The sequence below is a fragment of the Pseudomonas prosekii genome (assembly GCF_900105155.1).
GTDB classification, from domain to species: Bacteria; Pseudomonadota; Gammaproteobacteria; order Pseudomonadales; family Pseudomonadaceae; genus Aquipseudomonas; species Aquipseudomonas prosekii.
Map to the genome: position 1 here is coordinate 1,235,979 of NZ_LT629762.1, position 14,299 is coordinate 1,250,277.

At 55.6% G+C, this 14,299-nt stretch carries 15 protein-coding genes, 1 tRNA gene and 1 pseudogene; 12 read left to right on the forward strand and 5 right to left on the reverse strand.

Annotation, left to right across the window (positions count from 1 at the left end):
* Nucleotides 1–32: 32 nt before the first annotated feature.
* Nucleotides 33–1,145 carry an enoyl-CoA hydratase/isomerase family protein gene (locus BLU01_RS05695; protein WP_092271888.1) on the forward strand — a complete coding sequence of 371 codons (1,113 nt, stop codon included), beginning with the start codon at nt 33–35 and terminating at the stop codon, nt 1,143–1,145.
* Between the two features lie 54 nt (nt 1,146–1,199).
* On the opposite strand, the gene BLU01_RS05700 is transcribed toward BLU01_RS05695, so the two are convergent.
* Complete coding sequence (locus BLU01_RS05700; protein ID WP_092271891.1) at nt 1,200–1,634, reverse strand: hypothetical protein; 435 nt, start codon at nt 1,632–1,634, stop codon at nt 1,200–1,202.
* 265 nt (nt 1,635–1,899) lie between these two features.
* On the opposite strand from BLU01_RS05700, the gene BLU01_RS05705 reads away from it, so the two are divergent.
* From BLU01_RS05705 to BLU01_RS05725, 5 genes are all read left to right on the forward strand, one after another.
* Entirely contained in the window at nt 1,900–3,387 is a 1,488-nt protein-coding gene (locus BLU01_RS05705; RefSeq protein WP_092271894.1) for a sensor domain-containing diguanylate cyclase, read from the forward strand.
* A gap of 18 nt (nt 3,388–3,405) precedes the next feature.
* Complete coding sequence (locus tag BLU01_RS05710) at nt 3,406–3,624, forward strand: cysteine-rich CWC family protein (protein ID WP_092271897.1); 219 nt, start codon at nt 3,406–3,408, stop codon at nt 3,622–3,624.
* 34 nt (nt 3,625–3,658) lie between these two features.
* Complete coding sequence (locus BLU01_RS05715) at nt 3,659–4,351, forward strand: pseudouridine synthase (RefSeq protein WP_092271900.1); 693 nt, start codon at nt 3,659–3,661, stop codon at nt 4,349–4,351.
* A 311-nt stretch (nt 4,352–4,662) separates the two neighbouring features.
* On the forward strand, nt 4,663–5,547 hold the full coding sequence (locus BLU01_RS05720) for an alpha/beta fold hydrolase (RefSeq protein WP_092271903.1): 885 nt from the start codon (nt 4,663–4,665) through the stop codon (nt 5,545–5,547).
* Between the two features lie 276 nt (nt 5,548–5,823).
* A tRNA-Gly gene (locus tag BLU01_RS05725) sits at nt 5,824–5,897 on the forward strand.
* Between the two features lie 56 nt (nt 5,898–5,953).
* On the opposite strand, the gene BLU01_RS05730 is transcribed toward BLU01_RS05725, so the two are convergent.
* Nucleotides 5,954–6,229, reverse strand: coding sequence for a hypothetical protein (locus tag BLU01_RS05730; protein ID WP_157720143.1), 276 nt, complete (start codon nt 6,227–6,229; stop codon nt 5,954–5,956).
* Between the two features lie 135 nt (nt 6,230–6,364).
* Nucleotides 6,365–6,609, reverse strand: a pseudogene (locus tag BLU01_RS27935) (phenylalanine--tRNA ligase beta subunit-related protein); the annotation flags it as partial.
* 417 nt (nt 6,610–7,026) lie between these two features.
* On the opposite strand from BLU01_RS27935, the gene BLU01_RS05735 reads away from it, so the two are divergent.
* Together BLU01_RS05735 and BLU01_RS05745 are read left to right on the forward strand one after the other, a co-directional pair.
* Nucleotides 7,027–7,719 (forward strand): DUF421 domain-containing protein, encoded by a 693-nt coding sequence (locus BLU01_RS05735; RefSeq protein WP_092271909.1) that lies wholly within the window; start codon nt 7,027–7,029, stop codon nt 7,717–7,719.
* A gap of 601 nt (nt 7,720–8,320) precedes the next feature.
* Nucleotides 8,321–8,818 (forward strand): short chain dehydrogenase, encoded by a 498-nt coding sequence (locus tag BLU01_RS05745; RefSeq protein WP_092271912.1) that lies wholly within the window; start codon nt 8,321–8,323, stop codon nt 8,816–8,818.
* A gap of 194 nt (nt 8,819–9,012) precedes the next feature.
* On the opposite strand, the gene BLU01_RS05755 is transcribed toward BLU01_RS05745, so the two are convergent.
* Nucleotides 9,013–9,924 carry a LysR family transcriptional regulator gene (locus BLU01_RS05755; protein WP_231987132.1) on the reverse strand — a complete coding sequence of 304 codons (912 nt, stop codon included), beginning with the start codon at nt 9,922–9,924 and terminating at the stop codon, nt 9,013–9,015.
* A gap of 109 nt (nt 9,925–10,033) precedes the next feature.
* Here BLU01_RS05755 and BLU01_RS05760 point away from each other — a divergent pair, with 109 nt between their 5' ends.
* From BLU01_RS05760 to BLU01_RS05775, 4 genes are all read left to right on the forward strand, one after another.
* A complete protein-coding gene (locus BLU01_RS05760; protein ID WP_092271918.1) occupies nt 10,034–10,642 on the forward strand; it encodes an FMN-dependent NADH-azoreductase in 609 nt (202 codons plus the stop codon).
* 42 nt (nt 10,643–10,684) lie between these two features.
* Nucleotides 10,685–11,272 carry an NADPH-dependent F420 reductase gene (locus BLU01_RS05765; RefSeq protein WP_092271921.1) on the forward strand — a complete coding sequence of 196 codons (588 nt, stop codon included), beginning with the start codon at nt 10,685–10,687 and terminating at the stop codon, nt 11,270–11,272.
* 381 nt (nt 11,273–11,653) lie between these two features.
* Nucleotides 11,654–11,836 (forward strand): hypothetical protein, encoded by a 183-nt coding sequence (locus BLU01_RS05770; protein WP_092271924.1) that lies wholly within the window; start codon nt 11,654–11,656, stop codon nt 11,834–11,836.
* Nucleotides 11,837–11,922: 86 nt separating this feature from the next.
* Nucleotides 11,923–12,597: an HAD family hydrolase gene (locus BLU01_RS05775; RefSeq protein WP_092271927.1), complete on the forward strand. Its 675-nt coding sequence runs from the start codon at nt 11,923–11,925 to the stop codon at nt 12,595–12,597.
* A 204-nt stretch (nt 12,598–12,801) separates the two neighbouring features.
* Here BLU01_RS05775 and BLU01_RS05780 read toward each other — a convergent pair whose 3' ends face one another.
* Nucleotides 12,802–14,067: an APC family permease gene (locus tag BLU01_RS05780; protein ID WP_092281479.1), complete on the reverse strand. Its 1,266-nt coding sequence runs from the start codon at nt 14,065–14,067 to the stop codon at nt 12,802–12,804.
* Nucleotides 14,068–14,299: the final 232 nt, after the last annotated feature.

The following is a 14,299-nucleotide window of genomic DNA, read 5'->3' on the forward strand; positions in this document are numbered from 1 at the left end:
ACTGAACGCTCAAATTCCCGATCGAGGTCACGATGAATCTGCACTTCGAAGAACTCACCGGCACCGACGGCGCGCGCATCGGCATCGCCAGCCTGGATGCCGAAAAGTCGTTGAACGCCCTGTCCCTGCCGATGATCAACGCCCTGCGCGATCAACTCGACGCGTGGGCCAAAGAGCCGCAAATCGTCTGCGTCCTGCTGCGCGGCAATGGCGCCAAAGCCTTCTGCGCTGGCGGCGAGGTGCGCAGCCTGGTCGAAGCTTGCCGCAACCACCCCGGCGAAGTGCCGCCACTGGCCGCGCAATTCTTTGCCGCGGAATACCGCCTCGACTTCAAACTGCACACTTACCCAAAACCACTGATCTGCTGGGGCCACGGTTACGTGCTCGGCGGCGGCATGGGCCTTTTGCAAGGCGCGAGCACGCGGATTGTCACGCCGAGCAGCCGTTTGGCGATGCCGGAAATCAGCATCGGTTTGTACCCGGACGTCGGCGCCAGTTGGTTCCTGTCGCGGCTGCCGGGCAAGCTCGGGTTGTTCCTCGGTTTGACCGGCGCGCACATGAATGCGCGGGACGCCATCGATCTCGACCTCGCCGACCGCTTCCTGCTCGACGAGCAGCAAGAAGAGCTGATCGAAGGTTTACTGCAGTTAAATTGGCAGGAACAGACCGCGATGCAACTCAACAGTCTGTTCAAAGCCTTGCAGCAGGAAGCCACGGCGCAGATGCCTGAAGCGCAATGGTTGCCGCGCCGCGTGCAGATCGACGAATTGCTGGATGTCAGCGATGTGCGCTGTGCCTGGAAAGCCATCACTGCGTTGCGCGATACCAGTGATCCACTGCTCAGCCGCGCCGCGAAAACCATGAGCGAGGGCTCGCCGGTGACCGCTCATCTGGTCTGGGAACAAATCGTCCGCGCGCGGCACTTGTCGCTGGCCGAGGTTTTTCAGATGGAATACACGCTGAGCCTCAATTGCTGCCGTCACCCGGAATTCAGCGAAGGCGTGCGCGCGCGGTTGATCGACAAGGATCAAAAGCCGCATTGGCATTGGCCGGACATCAACAACGTGCCGGATGCGGTGGTAGAGGCGCACTTTCACAAGGTGTGGGAGGGGCGGCATCCGCTGGCGGATTTGACTGATTACTGAAAATCCACGCAAAAAAAAGCGGCGCTTGATGCGCCGCTTTTTTGTATCCGTCGATTAACGGTGATTGCCTCGGCCACCGCGACCGTCCCGGCCGTCGTGGTCACCGCGTCCGCCGCGATGATCTCTGCCGCCGCCGCGCCGGTCGTTGTCCCAGTTGCCCCGGTGGCGGCCATCCCAGCCACCTCGATCATGTCCTTGCCAGCCACGGTTCTGCGACTGGTAATAGCGCGGTGGCGCTTGGTAATGGCGCGGTTGCGCCTGGTAATAACGCGGCGCCGAGTAGTAACGCGGAGCCGGCTGATAGTAACGCGGTGCTGGTTGGTAATAGCGTGGAGCCGCGTAATAGCTGCCACCGCCCGAGTAATAAGCCGGTGCGGGGGATGAGTAGACCTGAGAACTGTAGTAGCTGCCTCCTTCTCCGTAGGAATAGGGAACACATGCGCCAAGGGAAAAACTCAACACGACCAGCAGAAAAATTCGGTGATACATGGCGGCCTCCTGGACCGCGAGTGACCAAACCAGCGACGCTGGCAGGCAACAGTCAATTGTTGGCGACTGTCGAAAGATCAGACATCGATTTCAGAATCTGGTGCGCTGTTGAAACACGTTGAAACATGTCGCCGATGAAAGGTTTTTCATTCTCGGCATGAATACAGCGCGTTGGAGGGGCAAATAGCCACGCGTTATTGCGCAGTTATTTGCGCGCCATGCCACTAGAATGCTTGCCATCGGGTCATTGCCAACGGAACCGCCCATGCCGCTTCGCTCGCCGCTGTATTCCCAACGTTCGTTGGTCCTGACGCTGATTGCCTTGCTCGGGGCCGGGTTCCTCGCCACCTCGTTTCTGAGTTACTACGCCTCGCGAGCGTCGATTCGCGACAACATCGTCAACACCGAATTGCCGCTGACGTCCGACACCGTTTATTCGGAAATCCAGAAAGACCTTGTCAGACCGATCCTTATTTCTTCGATGATGTCGCGCGACACGTTCATGCGCGATTGGGTGGTCAACGGCGAGCACAATCCCGAGCAAATGACCCGTTACCTCAACGAGGTCATGACCCATTACGGCGCCTACACGGCGTTTTTCGTCTCCAATAGCAGCCTGACCTATTACCACGCCAAAGGCGTGCTCAAGCAGATCCGCGCCGATGAGCCGCGCGACGCCTGGTATTTCCGCGTGCGCGACATGGCCGAGCCCTACGAAATCAACGTCGACCCGGACTTGGCGAACAAGGACAACCTGACGTTTTTCATCAATTACAAAGTCTATGACTACAGCAACCGCTTCATCGGCGCGGCGGGCGTCGGGTTGACGGTGGATGCGGTGATCAAGTTGATCGACAAGTATCAGCAGCGTTATCAACGCAGCGTTTACTTCGTCGACACCTTCGGCCGACTGGTGCTGACCGGCGCCGAGGGAGGCCCGCAAGGTGCACGCGCCGGGCAGAGCCTGGGCGAACTCGAAAGTATGAAGGGCCTGGTCAGCCAATTGCCGAAACCGCACAGCGGCAGCTACGAATATTCCGTGCACGGCCAGGGTCATTTTCTCAACGTGCGGTTTATCCCCGAGCTGAACTGGTACCTGTTCGTCGATAAGCGCGAGGACGGCGCGCTGAGTGAAATCCGCCAGTCGCTGTACCTCAACCTGCTGATCTGCCTGCTCGTGACGCTGGTGGTGCTGGTCCTGCTCAACCGCGTGGTCAGCCGCTATCAAGGCAAGATCCAGGCCCAGGCAACCCTCGACAGCCTGACCGAATTGCCCAACCGCCGTGGCTTCGACCTGTTGGCCGCGCAAGCCATGCACGAAGCCGAACGCGAGCCGAAACCGCTGACCGCGATGTTGCTCGACCTCGACCATTTCAAGGCATTGAACGACACCTATGGTCACCTCGCCGGCGATCAGGTGTTGATCGGCTTCGCCCGCGACTTGCAGAGTTGCCTGCGCCAGTCCGACATCGTCTGTCGCTGGGGCGGCGAGGAATTCATCGTGCTGTTGAAGGATACCGACGGTGAGACCGGTCAGAAAATTGCCGAGAAAATTCGTCAACATGTGCAGGATCAGCGTTATGCCTACAACGGTGACGACCTGCGTCTGACGGTCAGCATCGGTTTGACGACGTTGCAGCCGGATGAAACCTTGCACACGCTGCTGTCCCGGGCCGATCATGCGATGTACCGCGCCAAACAGGCCGGGCGCAACCGCACCTGCGTGGAAATGCCCCACTCGGTTTATGAATGACTTTTGAACAATGACTCAATGAACAAACCTGATCACTGCCCGGCCTGCGGCGCGCCCAACGACTGCAGCCTGGCCGACCCAAGAACCGCCGATCGCCCCTGCTGGTGTTACGGCGTAAGCATCGATCCGGCAGTCCTCGAAGCGTTGCCGGCGCAGCTGCGCGATATTTCCTGTCTGTGCCCGCGTTGCGCGCAAGTCGAGGCGCAGCTGCAAGCAGCCGCGCGGCCGATCACGTAAGATGCCCGCCCCTTTTCTGTCCGATTTTTAACCGATGCGTGTAGACCGTTTCCTCAGCAACTTGCCGCGTTTCAACCGTCAGCAGGTTCGTCTGTTGCTGGTGGAAAAACGCGTGCGCGTTGACGGAAAAGTCGTCAGCGACCCGCACGCCGACGTGCTGGAGTTCAGCCGCGTCGAAGTCGATGACGACGTGCTGCAAATCGGCAAACCGGCGCGCTACTTCATGCTCAACAAACCGCCCGGCTGCGTCAGCGCCACACGCGATCCACACCATCCGACGGTGCTCGACCTGATCGACGAACCGCACAAGGACGACCTGCACATCGCCGGGCGCCTGGATTTCAATACCACCGGCCTGATGATCATTACCAACGATGGCAGTTGGTCGCGGCGCCTGACTCAGCCGCAGACCAAACTGCCGAAGGTCTATTACGTCGAAACCGAACAGGAAATCGGCCCGGAGTATGCAGTCACCTTCAACCAAGGGCTGTACTTCGCGTTCGAGGACCTGACCACGCAACCTGCCGAATTGGTGCTGCTCGGACCGAAGTCGGCGCGGTTGAGCATCGTCGAGGGTCGTTACCATCAGGTGAAGCGCATGTTCGGCCATTTCGACAACAAGGTGCTGCGCCTGCACCGCGAAAGCATGGGCCCGCTGCTGCTCGATAACGCGCTAAAACCGGGCGAGTATCGCGCACTGCGCACCGAAGAGATCCATTTGATCTAAGCAGGCGACCGCTCAGCAGAAGTTGTCGAACAATTTACCGATGCCACTTGCGTGACCGCGTCGCCCCTGCTTGAATCAGGTCGTCGGCCGAAATGTGACCGACGAGTCACAACATACTTCTAAGAAACTTTTTGCCGGTAGAGAACCCTCAGGTTCCGCTGTTCCCCGGCAGACTGCCCGCCAATAACAATACCCGTCGACCTGCCTTACCGGATCGACATGGGCCTGCAAATTCCAGGCGTATGCCTACCTGTCACAAAGCTCGTGCAATCTCATTTGCGCGCATACCCGCTTGCCAGGAGTCTTACGACATGAGGCCAGAAATCGCTGTGCTGGATATTCAGGGGCAGTACCGGGTTTACACGGAGTTCTATCGCGCAGACGCCGCAGAGAAGACCATTATTCTGGTCAACGGCTCGATGGCCACGACTGCGTCGTTTGCTCAGACCGTGAAAAACCTTCACCCGCAGTTCAACGTGGTTTGCTACGACCAGCCCTACGCGGGCAAGTCCAAAGCCCACAACCGCCATGAGAAATTGCTGACAAAAGAGGTCGAAGGACAGATTCTGCTGGAGCTGATCGACCACTTTGCCGCCGAGCACGTGTTGTCGTTTTCCTGGGGCGGCGCCGCGACCCTCGTCGCCCTCGCCCAACGGCCGCGACGCATCGAAAAAGCGGTGATCAGCTCGTTCTCGCCGGAGATCAACGAGCCGATGCGCGACTACTTGGAACGCGGTGTCGACTACCTCGGCAGCCGCGACGGCGACCGCGTCGGCAACCTGGTTAACAGCACCATCGGCAAACACCTGCCGTCACTGTTCAAGCGTTTCAACTATCGCCATGTGAGCAACCTGGCCGCGCACGAATACGGGCAGATGCACTTCCACATCAGCGACCTGCTGCACAGCGATCGCCAGTGCTTCCTCAAGGCTGCGGAAAAAATCAACGTGCCGGTGCTGTTCATGAACGGCGAATGGGACGAATACACCGCCGCCGACGGCGCCCGGCTCTTCGCCAACCACGTGCAACACGCAACGTTCAGCACCCTGCAAGCGACCGGGCACTTCCTCGACATGGAACACAAAGCCGCCTGCCGAGACAGCCAGAACGCCTTGCTGGGCTTCCTGAAACCGGCGCAACCCGCCAGCCGACCGCGCTACCAATTTGTTCAGGAGCACCATGCGCTGGCAATCTGAAACCGCGTCATCGCGAGCAAGCTCTGCGCTCCCCCCGGGTCACCACCACCCCGTAGGAGCAAGGCTTGCCCGCGAATGGCCGTCCCTCGGTTTCACGGTGTGTCAGCCGAGCTAAAGCCATCAAGCACAAAGAAAAATTTCACTTCCGCGCGCACATCTGGTACAAAGTCAGCCGCTCTGAGCGGGTGTCGTATAATGGCATTACTCCAGCTTCCCAAGCTGATAACGAGGGTTCTTAATCGGCCCTTGCCCCAGGTGCGTAAAGAGCTCGACCAAGCGGGTATAGTTTAGTGGCAAAACGAAAGCTTCCCAAGCTTTAGTTGAGGGTTCGATTCCCTCTACCCGCTCCAATCAGCCGCAGCAATTCCGGGCCTTCTAGCCAATATTGCTACTACCGCCAAGCAACTCAAAACCAGTTTGCCCCTCCCCCTCCCCCGTTGTCACCACAAGCCAAAAGACCGGTGCGTAATCGATTCTGCGCTTTGTCAAACTTGGCTAACCCAAAGTCCGCTAGCGGCGATAGGTGATAGAACCAGAATCTCTCTGCCGCCAGAGGGATAATGATCGGATCTTTAAAGATGCCGTACTTCTCAGCCCCCCCCAGTTCAACAACTCGATCTACTACCACCAGACTTTGCCACTTGCAGATGACCATTCCAGCAACGCTATTTGATTTTTCCACCGAACCAACCGTGCTATACCCGTCACGATAATTTCACATTTGCAGGTGTACGGTTATGTCAGCTCTTTTAGTGATTCCCGGCCCGCCCCCCATCGCGGGCTTTTTTTTGCGCAAAAAAAAGAATCCGTAGAGAAGAGTGCCCCCTTCATCATCCCGCCAGACGACCTCGCCAGGCTCAGGAGACTCGAGGGCCGGCGCGCCACCCTTTGTAGTGTCAAACACTTCGGTACCGTCGGCGACTACAAAGCGAGGGGAGCGACGTACGCTGCCGCGTTCTCGCCACCTACCGGTATCGCGTACTCAATGCTGATCGCGTTATACAGGTCGACCACAGGCTCGATACTGGCAAAACTTCGGTCACGCAGAACCCGCTTGCGCAGATAGAGGGAGCGCTCGCGGTAGTTTATGGCGCGGCAGCCATCAAGCTGCTCTCGCGCAACTGAACAGTAATCCCTTCAAGAGGTGATAAAGCTATGCAAGGAGTAATGCAACTGCCCGCAGGTCGGACCCTTACCCACCTTACCGGGATTATAAAATCCGCGTCAGCGAAGGGAGGAGCATCAACAGATGCTGATTCCGCGCCTGCGCGACTAAGCCTTCCACTGAGTAACGGATTAGGCAAACTGGCTCACCATTCTTTGGTGAATCGAAGCTAAGGTTCATCTATTAAAGCTTTACATTCCACGACTAGCCTGTGCTCATCGCCGCTGTGGAGCTGGTCACAGGATGTAACGACAAAGACGGGCAGCACGCGCACAATTCAATGATTGTCTGAAAAACAACAAAAAGAGGTGATGATGTCTCCCTTTGATATTCAACGGATGTTGATAGATGAGTTTCCAATATCATTTTTGCTAGAGGTAGGGTTTCGGGCAACTTTTGCCTTTCTTGCCGTTTTCTTATTTTTAAAATCAAGTGGCCGACGCGGGATAAGACAGCTCTCACTTTTTGAGTTGGTCGTGATTTTGACATTGGGCTCCGCTGCCGGAGACGTGTCTTTCTACCATGACGTACCACTGTTGCCTGTCGCAGTCGTTTTCCTCACACTGTTGCTGCTCTATCGCATGACCGTTTTGATCATGACAAAAAGCAAGAAATTTGAAGCATGGATAGATGGTCTTCCTGTAACCGTCATACGCAACGGCTTGTATGAACCTAAATCTTTGGAGAAGCTGAATATTTCATCAAGTGAAATATTGATGGAGCTTCGACAACGGGGCGTTGAGCACTTGGGCCAAGTTAGATTGGCGCTTATGGAAACAGATGGCGACATCAGTCTTTATTTTTACGATCAAGAAGACGTTCGACCTGGTATGTCAGTCCTACCTTTAGAGCATCGTGCGGAGTTCATAAAAGTGCCCGCCACGGGACTTTATTGCTGCGTGAGTTGTGGCTTTGCACAATCTATTCAGGCAGGGCAACAAGCACGCTGCTCGCGGTGCGATCATGATATCTGGTCAACGGCGCTGAGCACTCAACGCTGTAGGTGATGGTTGCTGGAAATGATCCCACTCGGCATCAGTCAAATAGACAGGCGCCAGCACTTCGAGGAAGCAAAGATGAAGGTATTCATAAGCTCGGTGGTAAAGGGATTTGAGCAATTCATACGCCCCCCGCCTTGAGTGCGCATTTTTACCGCAGCCTACCGAGAGTCATGCGGTGCATGAGGCGTCTCAGCGCCGTGACGAGATTTTCCACAATCTTCATAGCTTGGGCCTCGCAACTCTCAAGCAAGGCTACACAGATTGGGATGACAAATCGTTTACCGGCCTGAAGTCGGGAGATACAACTTGGCGGGTTTTCAACGACGGGCTGCTTCTCATCGAGACAGATGCAACTGTGCCTATGCAAGATCATCCGGGTGGGCTCTACTTCGTATCTCCCACACATCTCTCAAAACTGCTCCTTTCATGCTTCTAAGTGGCGGCATTCGGGAGTGGCTGGTATCGCAGAAAGTTCGCATTTCGAGTGTTCGATTTATCGGCTTACCGACCGTCGCCGTCTTTCCATTCAGCCTTTCAGTCATCTCGATGGAACGTTACGCCAGCCCCCATCCTCTATCGCAACACCCGCGAATCTGAGGACTTCATCATGATTGACCCAGCAACCGGTATGAAGGCGGGCGAGCGTTACATCGTGGAAAGTTTCGAACGCACACGACATTTCCCAGGCTTCTTCCTCGACGGGAAATATTACCTTGGCCCCGAATTGATGACGGCCATAGGTTGGCTGGAAGGACAGCAGTTTTATTACGATGAGCTTGACCCCACTGGTGAGCCAGTATTCCCCAATCGAATCGCCGGCATTGTCCAAGATCTCACACTGATTCTCGCAGACGGTGCGCGTTTACCTTTAAACGAAATGCCCTACGAAGCAGAGATTGATCCCTCTAACATTCCGATCAGTCGTAATCCATCGTCATCGGGACATCGCCCTACTTCACCAAGCGATCAACACGGAACTGAGGGCGTCTGGATGTCAGGCAAACATCCCTATCCAATACTCTTGGCGGCGGGCGCAGCGCTGATACTGGGGATACTGTTTGGAGTCAAACAAGCTAAACGCCTTCCTACCCGAAAGCTGAGGTAGTCGACCTTCGTGAGTTCTCATAGAAGCGTCCTCTGAAAAATCGGAGGTGAGGACTGCATACAGTGACACCTGGCGGTCGTTGTTCTGTTGTCAAAGGGCAGCTCTGGCGATGTTCAAATCCATCATTGGAAGAAGACATGCTTCAGCGTCTTGTCGAGCGCTCATGGCAGCTCGACCCAGGTTGGCAGCTGATACTAATTGTGCGGGCTGATCTTGATGCGATCAATTAACCAACGCCCTGCCGGCCCAGGCAACGTGCTGGTCGAGTGAACAGCAGAAATATCGATCTTCACCCCCTCTCTGGGGATGCTCTCGACATCAAGCATCACTAAAGTGCCTGCCGCCAAATCTTGTTTGATCATATGCAACGGCATGCTGCCCCAGCCGACGCCGTCTTTCAGGAAGGCGTACTTGGTCGATAGATCGGCCAAGCGCCACGTCAATGGCGATATCACGCCATAATCTTGTCCCCCCAGCATTTCTGAACGGTCTGTCAGCACCAGTTGGATGTGCTTTGCCAGTTCACGCTTGGATAACTTGCCCGTCAGGCTGGACAGCGGATGATCAGCGGCGGCCACCATCACCAGTGAAAACTCACCAATGCGCTCGCTGGATAAGGAGGGAAAGTTCATTGGCAGCGAGGCCAAAATGCCCAGACTGCAACGGCCATCCAATATCGGTAGGTAGCCGGCGCCCAGTCCTTCGACAAACATTTTCAATCGAGTCAGCGGGAAACGCTCGGCGAACTCTTTGACCACTGCGGTAATCGCGGAGGTGGGGAAAAACACGTCCACCACCACCGACAGCTCTGGCTCAAGCCCGGATGCCATGAGTTTGGCCCGTGCCTTCAACGTATCCACTCCAGAGACGATGTTGCGCGCATCCGTGAGCAATAGTGCGCCTTGAGGCGTCAGTTTGGGGAATCGCCCGGAACGGTCAAACAGTACGACGCCAATCTGATCCTCCAGGCTACCGACCCAACCACTGACGGCTGATTGAACCCGGTTGAGCTTTCTAGCTGCTGCCGAGAAACTGCCTTCATCCACCGCAGCGATAAAAGTTCGCAGCTGATCAAGCGATACGCCATCAAGCATTTCAATCTCCATCCATCTCACCGACAGATACTTTACATCTCAATATACCGTCTATTCAGATGCAAGCCGAAAGCTCATCGTTCTCGTGACGTTCAATCCACACGATAAAGGTGACTTCACCATGCAAATTCTCCATCTCGACTCCAGCATTCTCGGTGCCGCTTCAGTCAGCCGCCATTTGTCCTCGAACATTGTTGATCGCTTGAAAGCACTACATCCTGACAGCCAGGTGATCTACCGGGATCTCGCGCTCGACCCAGCCATGCACCTTTGTGCTAAGCATCTGGCCGCATGGCAGGGTGCCGGGAGTGACGATGCAATGCTCACGGAAGATCTCTACAAAGGCACTGCATATCTGCAAGAACTGCTCGAATCGCATGTCGTCGTCATCGGCACGCCCATGTACAACCTCACGATCCCTACTCCGCTTAAAGCGTGGATCGACCGAATCTCGTTGGTCGGCAAAACCTTCCACTACACCGACAAAGGCCCCGAAGGCCTGTTGAAAAACAAACAGGCCTACATCGCGTCATCTCGCGGTGGCGTGTATTCCTCAGGGAGTCCTGCGGCGCCTTTGGAACATCAAGAGACCTACCTGATCGGATTGCTGGGGTTCTTGGGTATCAGCGATACAAAGGTTATTCGTGCTGAGGGCTTGGCTATCAATGCACAGGTCAAGGATGCCGCCATCGCTAAAGCTTTCAAAGATATCGCTGCCATTGCCGGCTGATCACAACCCGCACTTCCTTTTCCCGCAATAGAGGATTTGAGCATGACTTACTCCATCATCGGTTCCGGCAAGGTGGGCACCGCCCTCGCCCGCCAATTCGCCCGTAATGGCTTTCCCGTCGCAATCGCCAACACCCGAGATCCGATCAGCCTCGCGCCGCTCATCAATGAGTTGGGCAACACCGTGACTGCGCAGCCTCTTGAACAGGCCCTCGAAGCAGAGATCGTCATTCTCGCCATTCCTTTCGGCGCTCATCGAGAGATTGGCCAGCAATTCGCGAACTGGAAGAACAGGATCGTCATCGATGCCATGAACACTTATGGCGTGCCGCCTCAGGAACTTGGCGACCGCGCTTCCACTGACGTCGTGGCAAGCGCTTTTGTCGGCGCAAGAGTAGTGAAAACCTTCAATCAACTCCCTGCGGCACTGTTAGCCAAAGATCCTGCGCGAGATGGAGGGCGCCAAGTGATGTTTATGTGGAGCCGGGATCAGGAAGCCAACAACATCGTTACCCAACTGGTGGATCAGTTGGGCTTTGCCCCGATTTCGCTTGGCACTATTGCTGATGGCGGCAAACTGCTGGAACTGGGTGGCCCGCTCATCCTTCAAAATATCGTCAAGTATCAATAATCGATGTGCAGCATTACGCGTGAGGCGGATCAAATATCCTTTGAGATCTTACTTTGCACGAAGTATTCAAGGGGATTGTTGCCAGATAGAGAGGCTCGGCGCTCGCCAGGGTAACCGATTCTTCAAGCCGCTATTAGTGGATGTGCTTCGCGCGAATGGCTGTTTTCGGCGTGATTTAAAAAAGGCCCTTTAAGCGCCCGTTTGTACTCAAACAAAAATCACTTGGTCGCGAATCATTTTTCCTTTCGAGACGAGTATCAAGAGACCGGGCGCTCGATTCTGACGTTCCACGCTCCCAATGATTCGCGAAAGACTGAACGAGTCAGGGCACATGCTTTCGAAAATTGAGCGCTTTAAATTTCGAACGCAAGGAGAGATGCAATGCCTGACAAAAACTTGGTTTCACCAGTAAAACGTAAAGACGAGAAGGACTCTGTTGTCGACTCAGACCTGCCAGCTACAGGCTTAACAGATGACGAACGGGTGGTGAGGGACGATCAATTTCTCGGTGACGAATCACGAGTAGAACCTGGCCCAGGCGACCTCGAGAGACTCAAGGACTAGCCAGGTTTTCGTCTGATATAGGCGCCATGGGCATTTCAATAAGGCTTCTACTGCTTGCACTTTAATTTTTTGGGGGGATAACACGCATGCGCCAGCAAACCTCATTCATATTCGATCTGGATGGCACGTTGACTGATAGCGTTTACCAGAATGTCTTTGCGTGGAAGACAGCATTGGATTCCGAAGACATTCCATTGGCCATGTGGCGAATTCACAGAAAGATCGGTATGAGCGGCGGGCTGATGCTCAAGATGTTAGCCCGTGAGACCGGCCTGAAAATCACACCCGACCAGGCCAAAAGGCTCAGCGATAAACATGATAAAGCCTACAAGGATCTGCAAGGCCAGATAACCGCTCTCCCTGGCGCTGTCGAGCTTCTCGATACCTTGAACCGCGAGCAGCTCAAGTGGTGTATTGCGACCAGCGGTGGGATGGATACTGCAGCAATAAATCTGAAGGCATTGGGCTTGGATATCTCGAAGGTCAATCTCATCACCCGTGATGACGTGAAGTATGGCAAGCCCGATCCAGACCTTTTCCTCGCCGCTGCAAGCAAACTCAATGTACCCATCGAAAATTGCCTGGTGATCGGCGACGCCATCTGGGACATGCTTGCCGCACGCCGCTGTAAGGCCACCGGTATAGGGCTGCTTTCTGGTGGTTACGACACAGGAGAGCTTGAACGTGCTGGTGCACTCCGCGTCTACGAGGATCCACTGGCACTGCGGCGGCACCTGGACGAGGTTGCTTCCCGTCCGTGAGCAATCTGTAAGTTGGTGTGCTCCCCGCTCGCGGCGACGTTCACGCATGCAGCCATGCCAGACGATTGATCGGGTGGTGTTCCAGTGTTCCTCAAAATCGACGATCCGAGGCATTGCATTCACCCGATACAACTGCGCCCAGCCGGCACTCCTTTAACTCCGACAAGTTTCACGCTGCGATAGACAGGGAAAGCGCTTACAAGACTAGCTAGGCTCCACTGGCGCCGGCATTGCCACTCTTGAACAGACAAAAAGCAGCATGCCTATCAGGATCAAGACCCCTCCCCGCATCCATGTTTCCAGACTTTGCTGACTGAGCAGGACCAGGCAAGAGACGATAGCAAGTACCGGAACCCACGTAGGCACTCGAAAGTGATCTTCCGCCACCTCGTCACGGCGCAGGATTAACACGGACAAATTAGTGCTGAGAAATACAAACAGCAGGAGCAGGACGACGGTTTCGGCCAATGTAGCGAGCGTTCCCGTCAATGTGAGTGCGATTGCTACAAGGGTGGTGGCGATGACCGCGACCCAGGGGGTGCGTCGCTGAGGCAGCACCTTGCTCAAGGCGTTCGGCAAAAGCCCTAGACAGGCCATGCCATAAGTGAGGCGACTCGCCATTATCATGGTTAACAGCGCGCCGTTGGCTACCGCGATCAGTGCAATGAAGGCGAAGACGCGAGGCGGAATGTTTAAACCTGACGCCCGAACCACTTCAAGAAGAGGAGCCGAGGTTGCCACAAGTTTTTCCATGGGCAGTACGGAAGATGCCGCGACGCCGACGGCCATGTAGACGACTCCGGCGGTTAGCAATGCGGCAAATAATGCGCGCGGGTAAACATTTCGAACGTCTCGAATTTCTTCCGCGAGATTGGCGGATGTTTCGAATCCTACGAAGGAATAGAACGCGATCAACGCGGCACCCAAAACCGCTAACATCGGGCTGATCCCCGGCTTGAATTCCAGGCTGCGACCCAAATCCGCTTCGCCTGTACTGAAATACCAAGCAGCGGCAACAACGACCAATAGAAGACCTGACAGCTCAATGACTGTCATCACGAGGTTGGCTCCCAAGGACTCTTTAATCCCCCTTGCATTCAGGAGCGCGATAACGACAAGGAACAGCAGCGCCGCGATGTGAGGCGGCACATGGATGAACGCCGCCAGGTAATCACCCGCAAACGCCAGCGATAAACCCGCCGCGCTCGTGACAGCTGCGGACAGCATGCAAAAGCCGACCAGAAAAGAAATGAGCGGAGACCGGAACGCCTTCTCTGCGAAAACCGAAGCGGCGCCCGCGTGGGGATATTTTGTCACCAACTCTGCGTAGGAACCGGCAGTCAGCATCGCGAAAAACAGAGCGATGAGCAGAGGCACCCATATCGCGCCACCTACCTCCCCCGCAATTGTCCCGGCAAGAGCATAAACGCCCGCCCCGAGAACATCGCCGAGAATAAACAGAAAAAGCATCGGGCCTGTAACGGCGCGGCGCAGGGAGGTCTTGGGGGTCAAGGTCTTCACGTTCAACTTCCTGGCTTGCTGTTGCGAGAGCCGATTATCGGGCTGAAAGCTAGGCGGCTTCACTCTCAAGCAATGGAAATTCGCGTCTCACTAAAGTTCACATATCTTGCCAAAGTGAAGGGAGCTTGCTCGCGCTGGATTGCGCAGCGATCTCTGTTTTGAGGCCGCTGCGCAGCCCAAC

Coding starts and splice junctions, on each gene's coding strand:
- BLU01_RS05695 (WP_092271888.1), top strand. CDS start 33: ATGAATCTGCACTTCGAAGAACTCACCGGCACCGACGGCGCGCGCATC.
- BLU01_RS05700 (WP_092271891.1), bottom strand. CDS start 1,634: ATGTATCACCGAATTTTTCTGCTGGTCGTGTTGAGTTTTTCCCTTGGC.
- BLU01_RS05705 (WP_092271894.1), top strand. CDS start 1,900: ATGCCGCTTCGCTCGCCGCTGTATTCCCAACGTTCGTTGGTCCTGACG.
- BLU01_RS05710 (WP_092271897.1), top strand. CDS start 3,406: ATGAACAAACCTGATCACTGCCCGGCCTGCGGCGCGCCCAACGACTGC.
- BLU01_RS05715 (WP_092271900.1), top strand. CDS start 3,659: ATGCGTGTAGACCGTTTCCTCAGCAACTTGCCGCGTTTCAACCGTCAG.
- BLU01_RS05720 (WP_092271903.1), top strand. CDS start 4,663: ATGAGGCCAGAAATCGCTGTGCTGGATATTCAGGGGCAGTACCGGGTT.
- BLU01_RS05735 (WP_092271909.1), top strand. CDS start 7,027: ATGTCTCCCTTTGATATTCAACGGATGTTGATAGATGAGTTTCCAATA.
- BLU01_RS05745 (WP_092271912.1), top strand. CDS start 8,321: ATGATTGACCCAGCAACCGGTATGAAGGCGGGCGAGCGTTACATCGTG.
- BLU01_RS05755 (WP_231987132.1), bottom strand. CDS start 9,924: ATGGAGATTGAAATGCTTGATGGCGTATCGCTTGATCAGCTGCGAACT.
- BLU01_RS05760 (WP_092271918.1), top strand. CDS start 10,034: ATGCAAATTCTCCATCTCGACTCCAGCATTCTCGGTGCCGCTTCAGTC.
- BLU01_RS05765 (WP_092271921.1), top strand. CDS start 10,685: ATGACTTACTCCATCATCGGTTCCGGCAAGGTGGGCACCGCCCTCGCC.
- BLU01_RS05770 (WP_092271924.1), top strand. CDS start 11,654: ATGCCTGACAAAAACTTGGTTTCACCAGTAAAACGTAAAGACGAGAAG.
- BLU01_RS05775 (WP_092271927.1), top strand. CDS start 11,923: ATGCGCCAGCAAACCTCATTCATATTCGATCTGGATGGCACGTTGACT.
- BLU01_RS05780 (WP_092281479.1), bottom strand. CDS start 14,067: ATGCTTTTTCTGTTTATTCTCGGCGATGTTCTCGGGGCGGGCGTTTAT.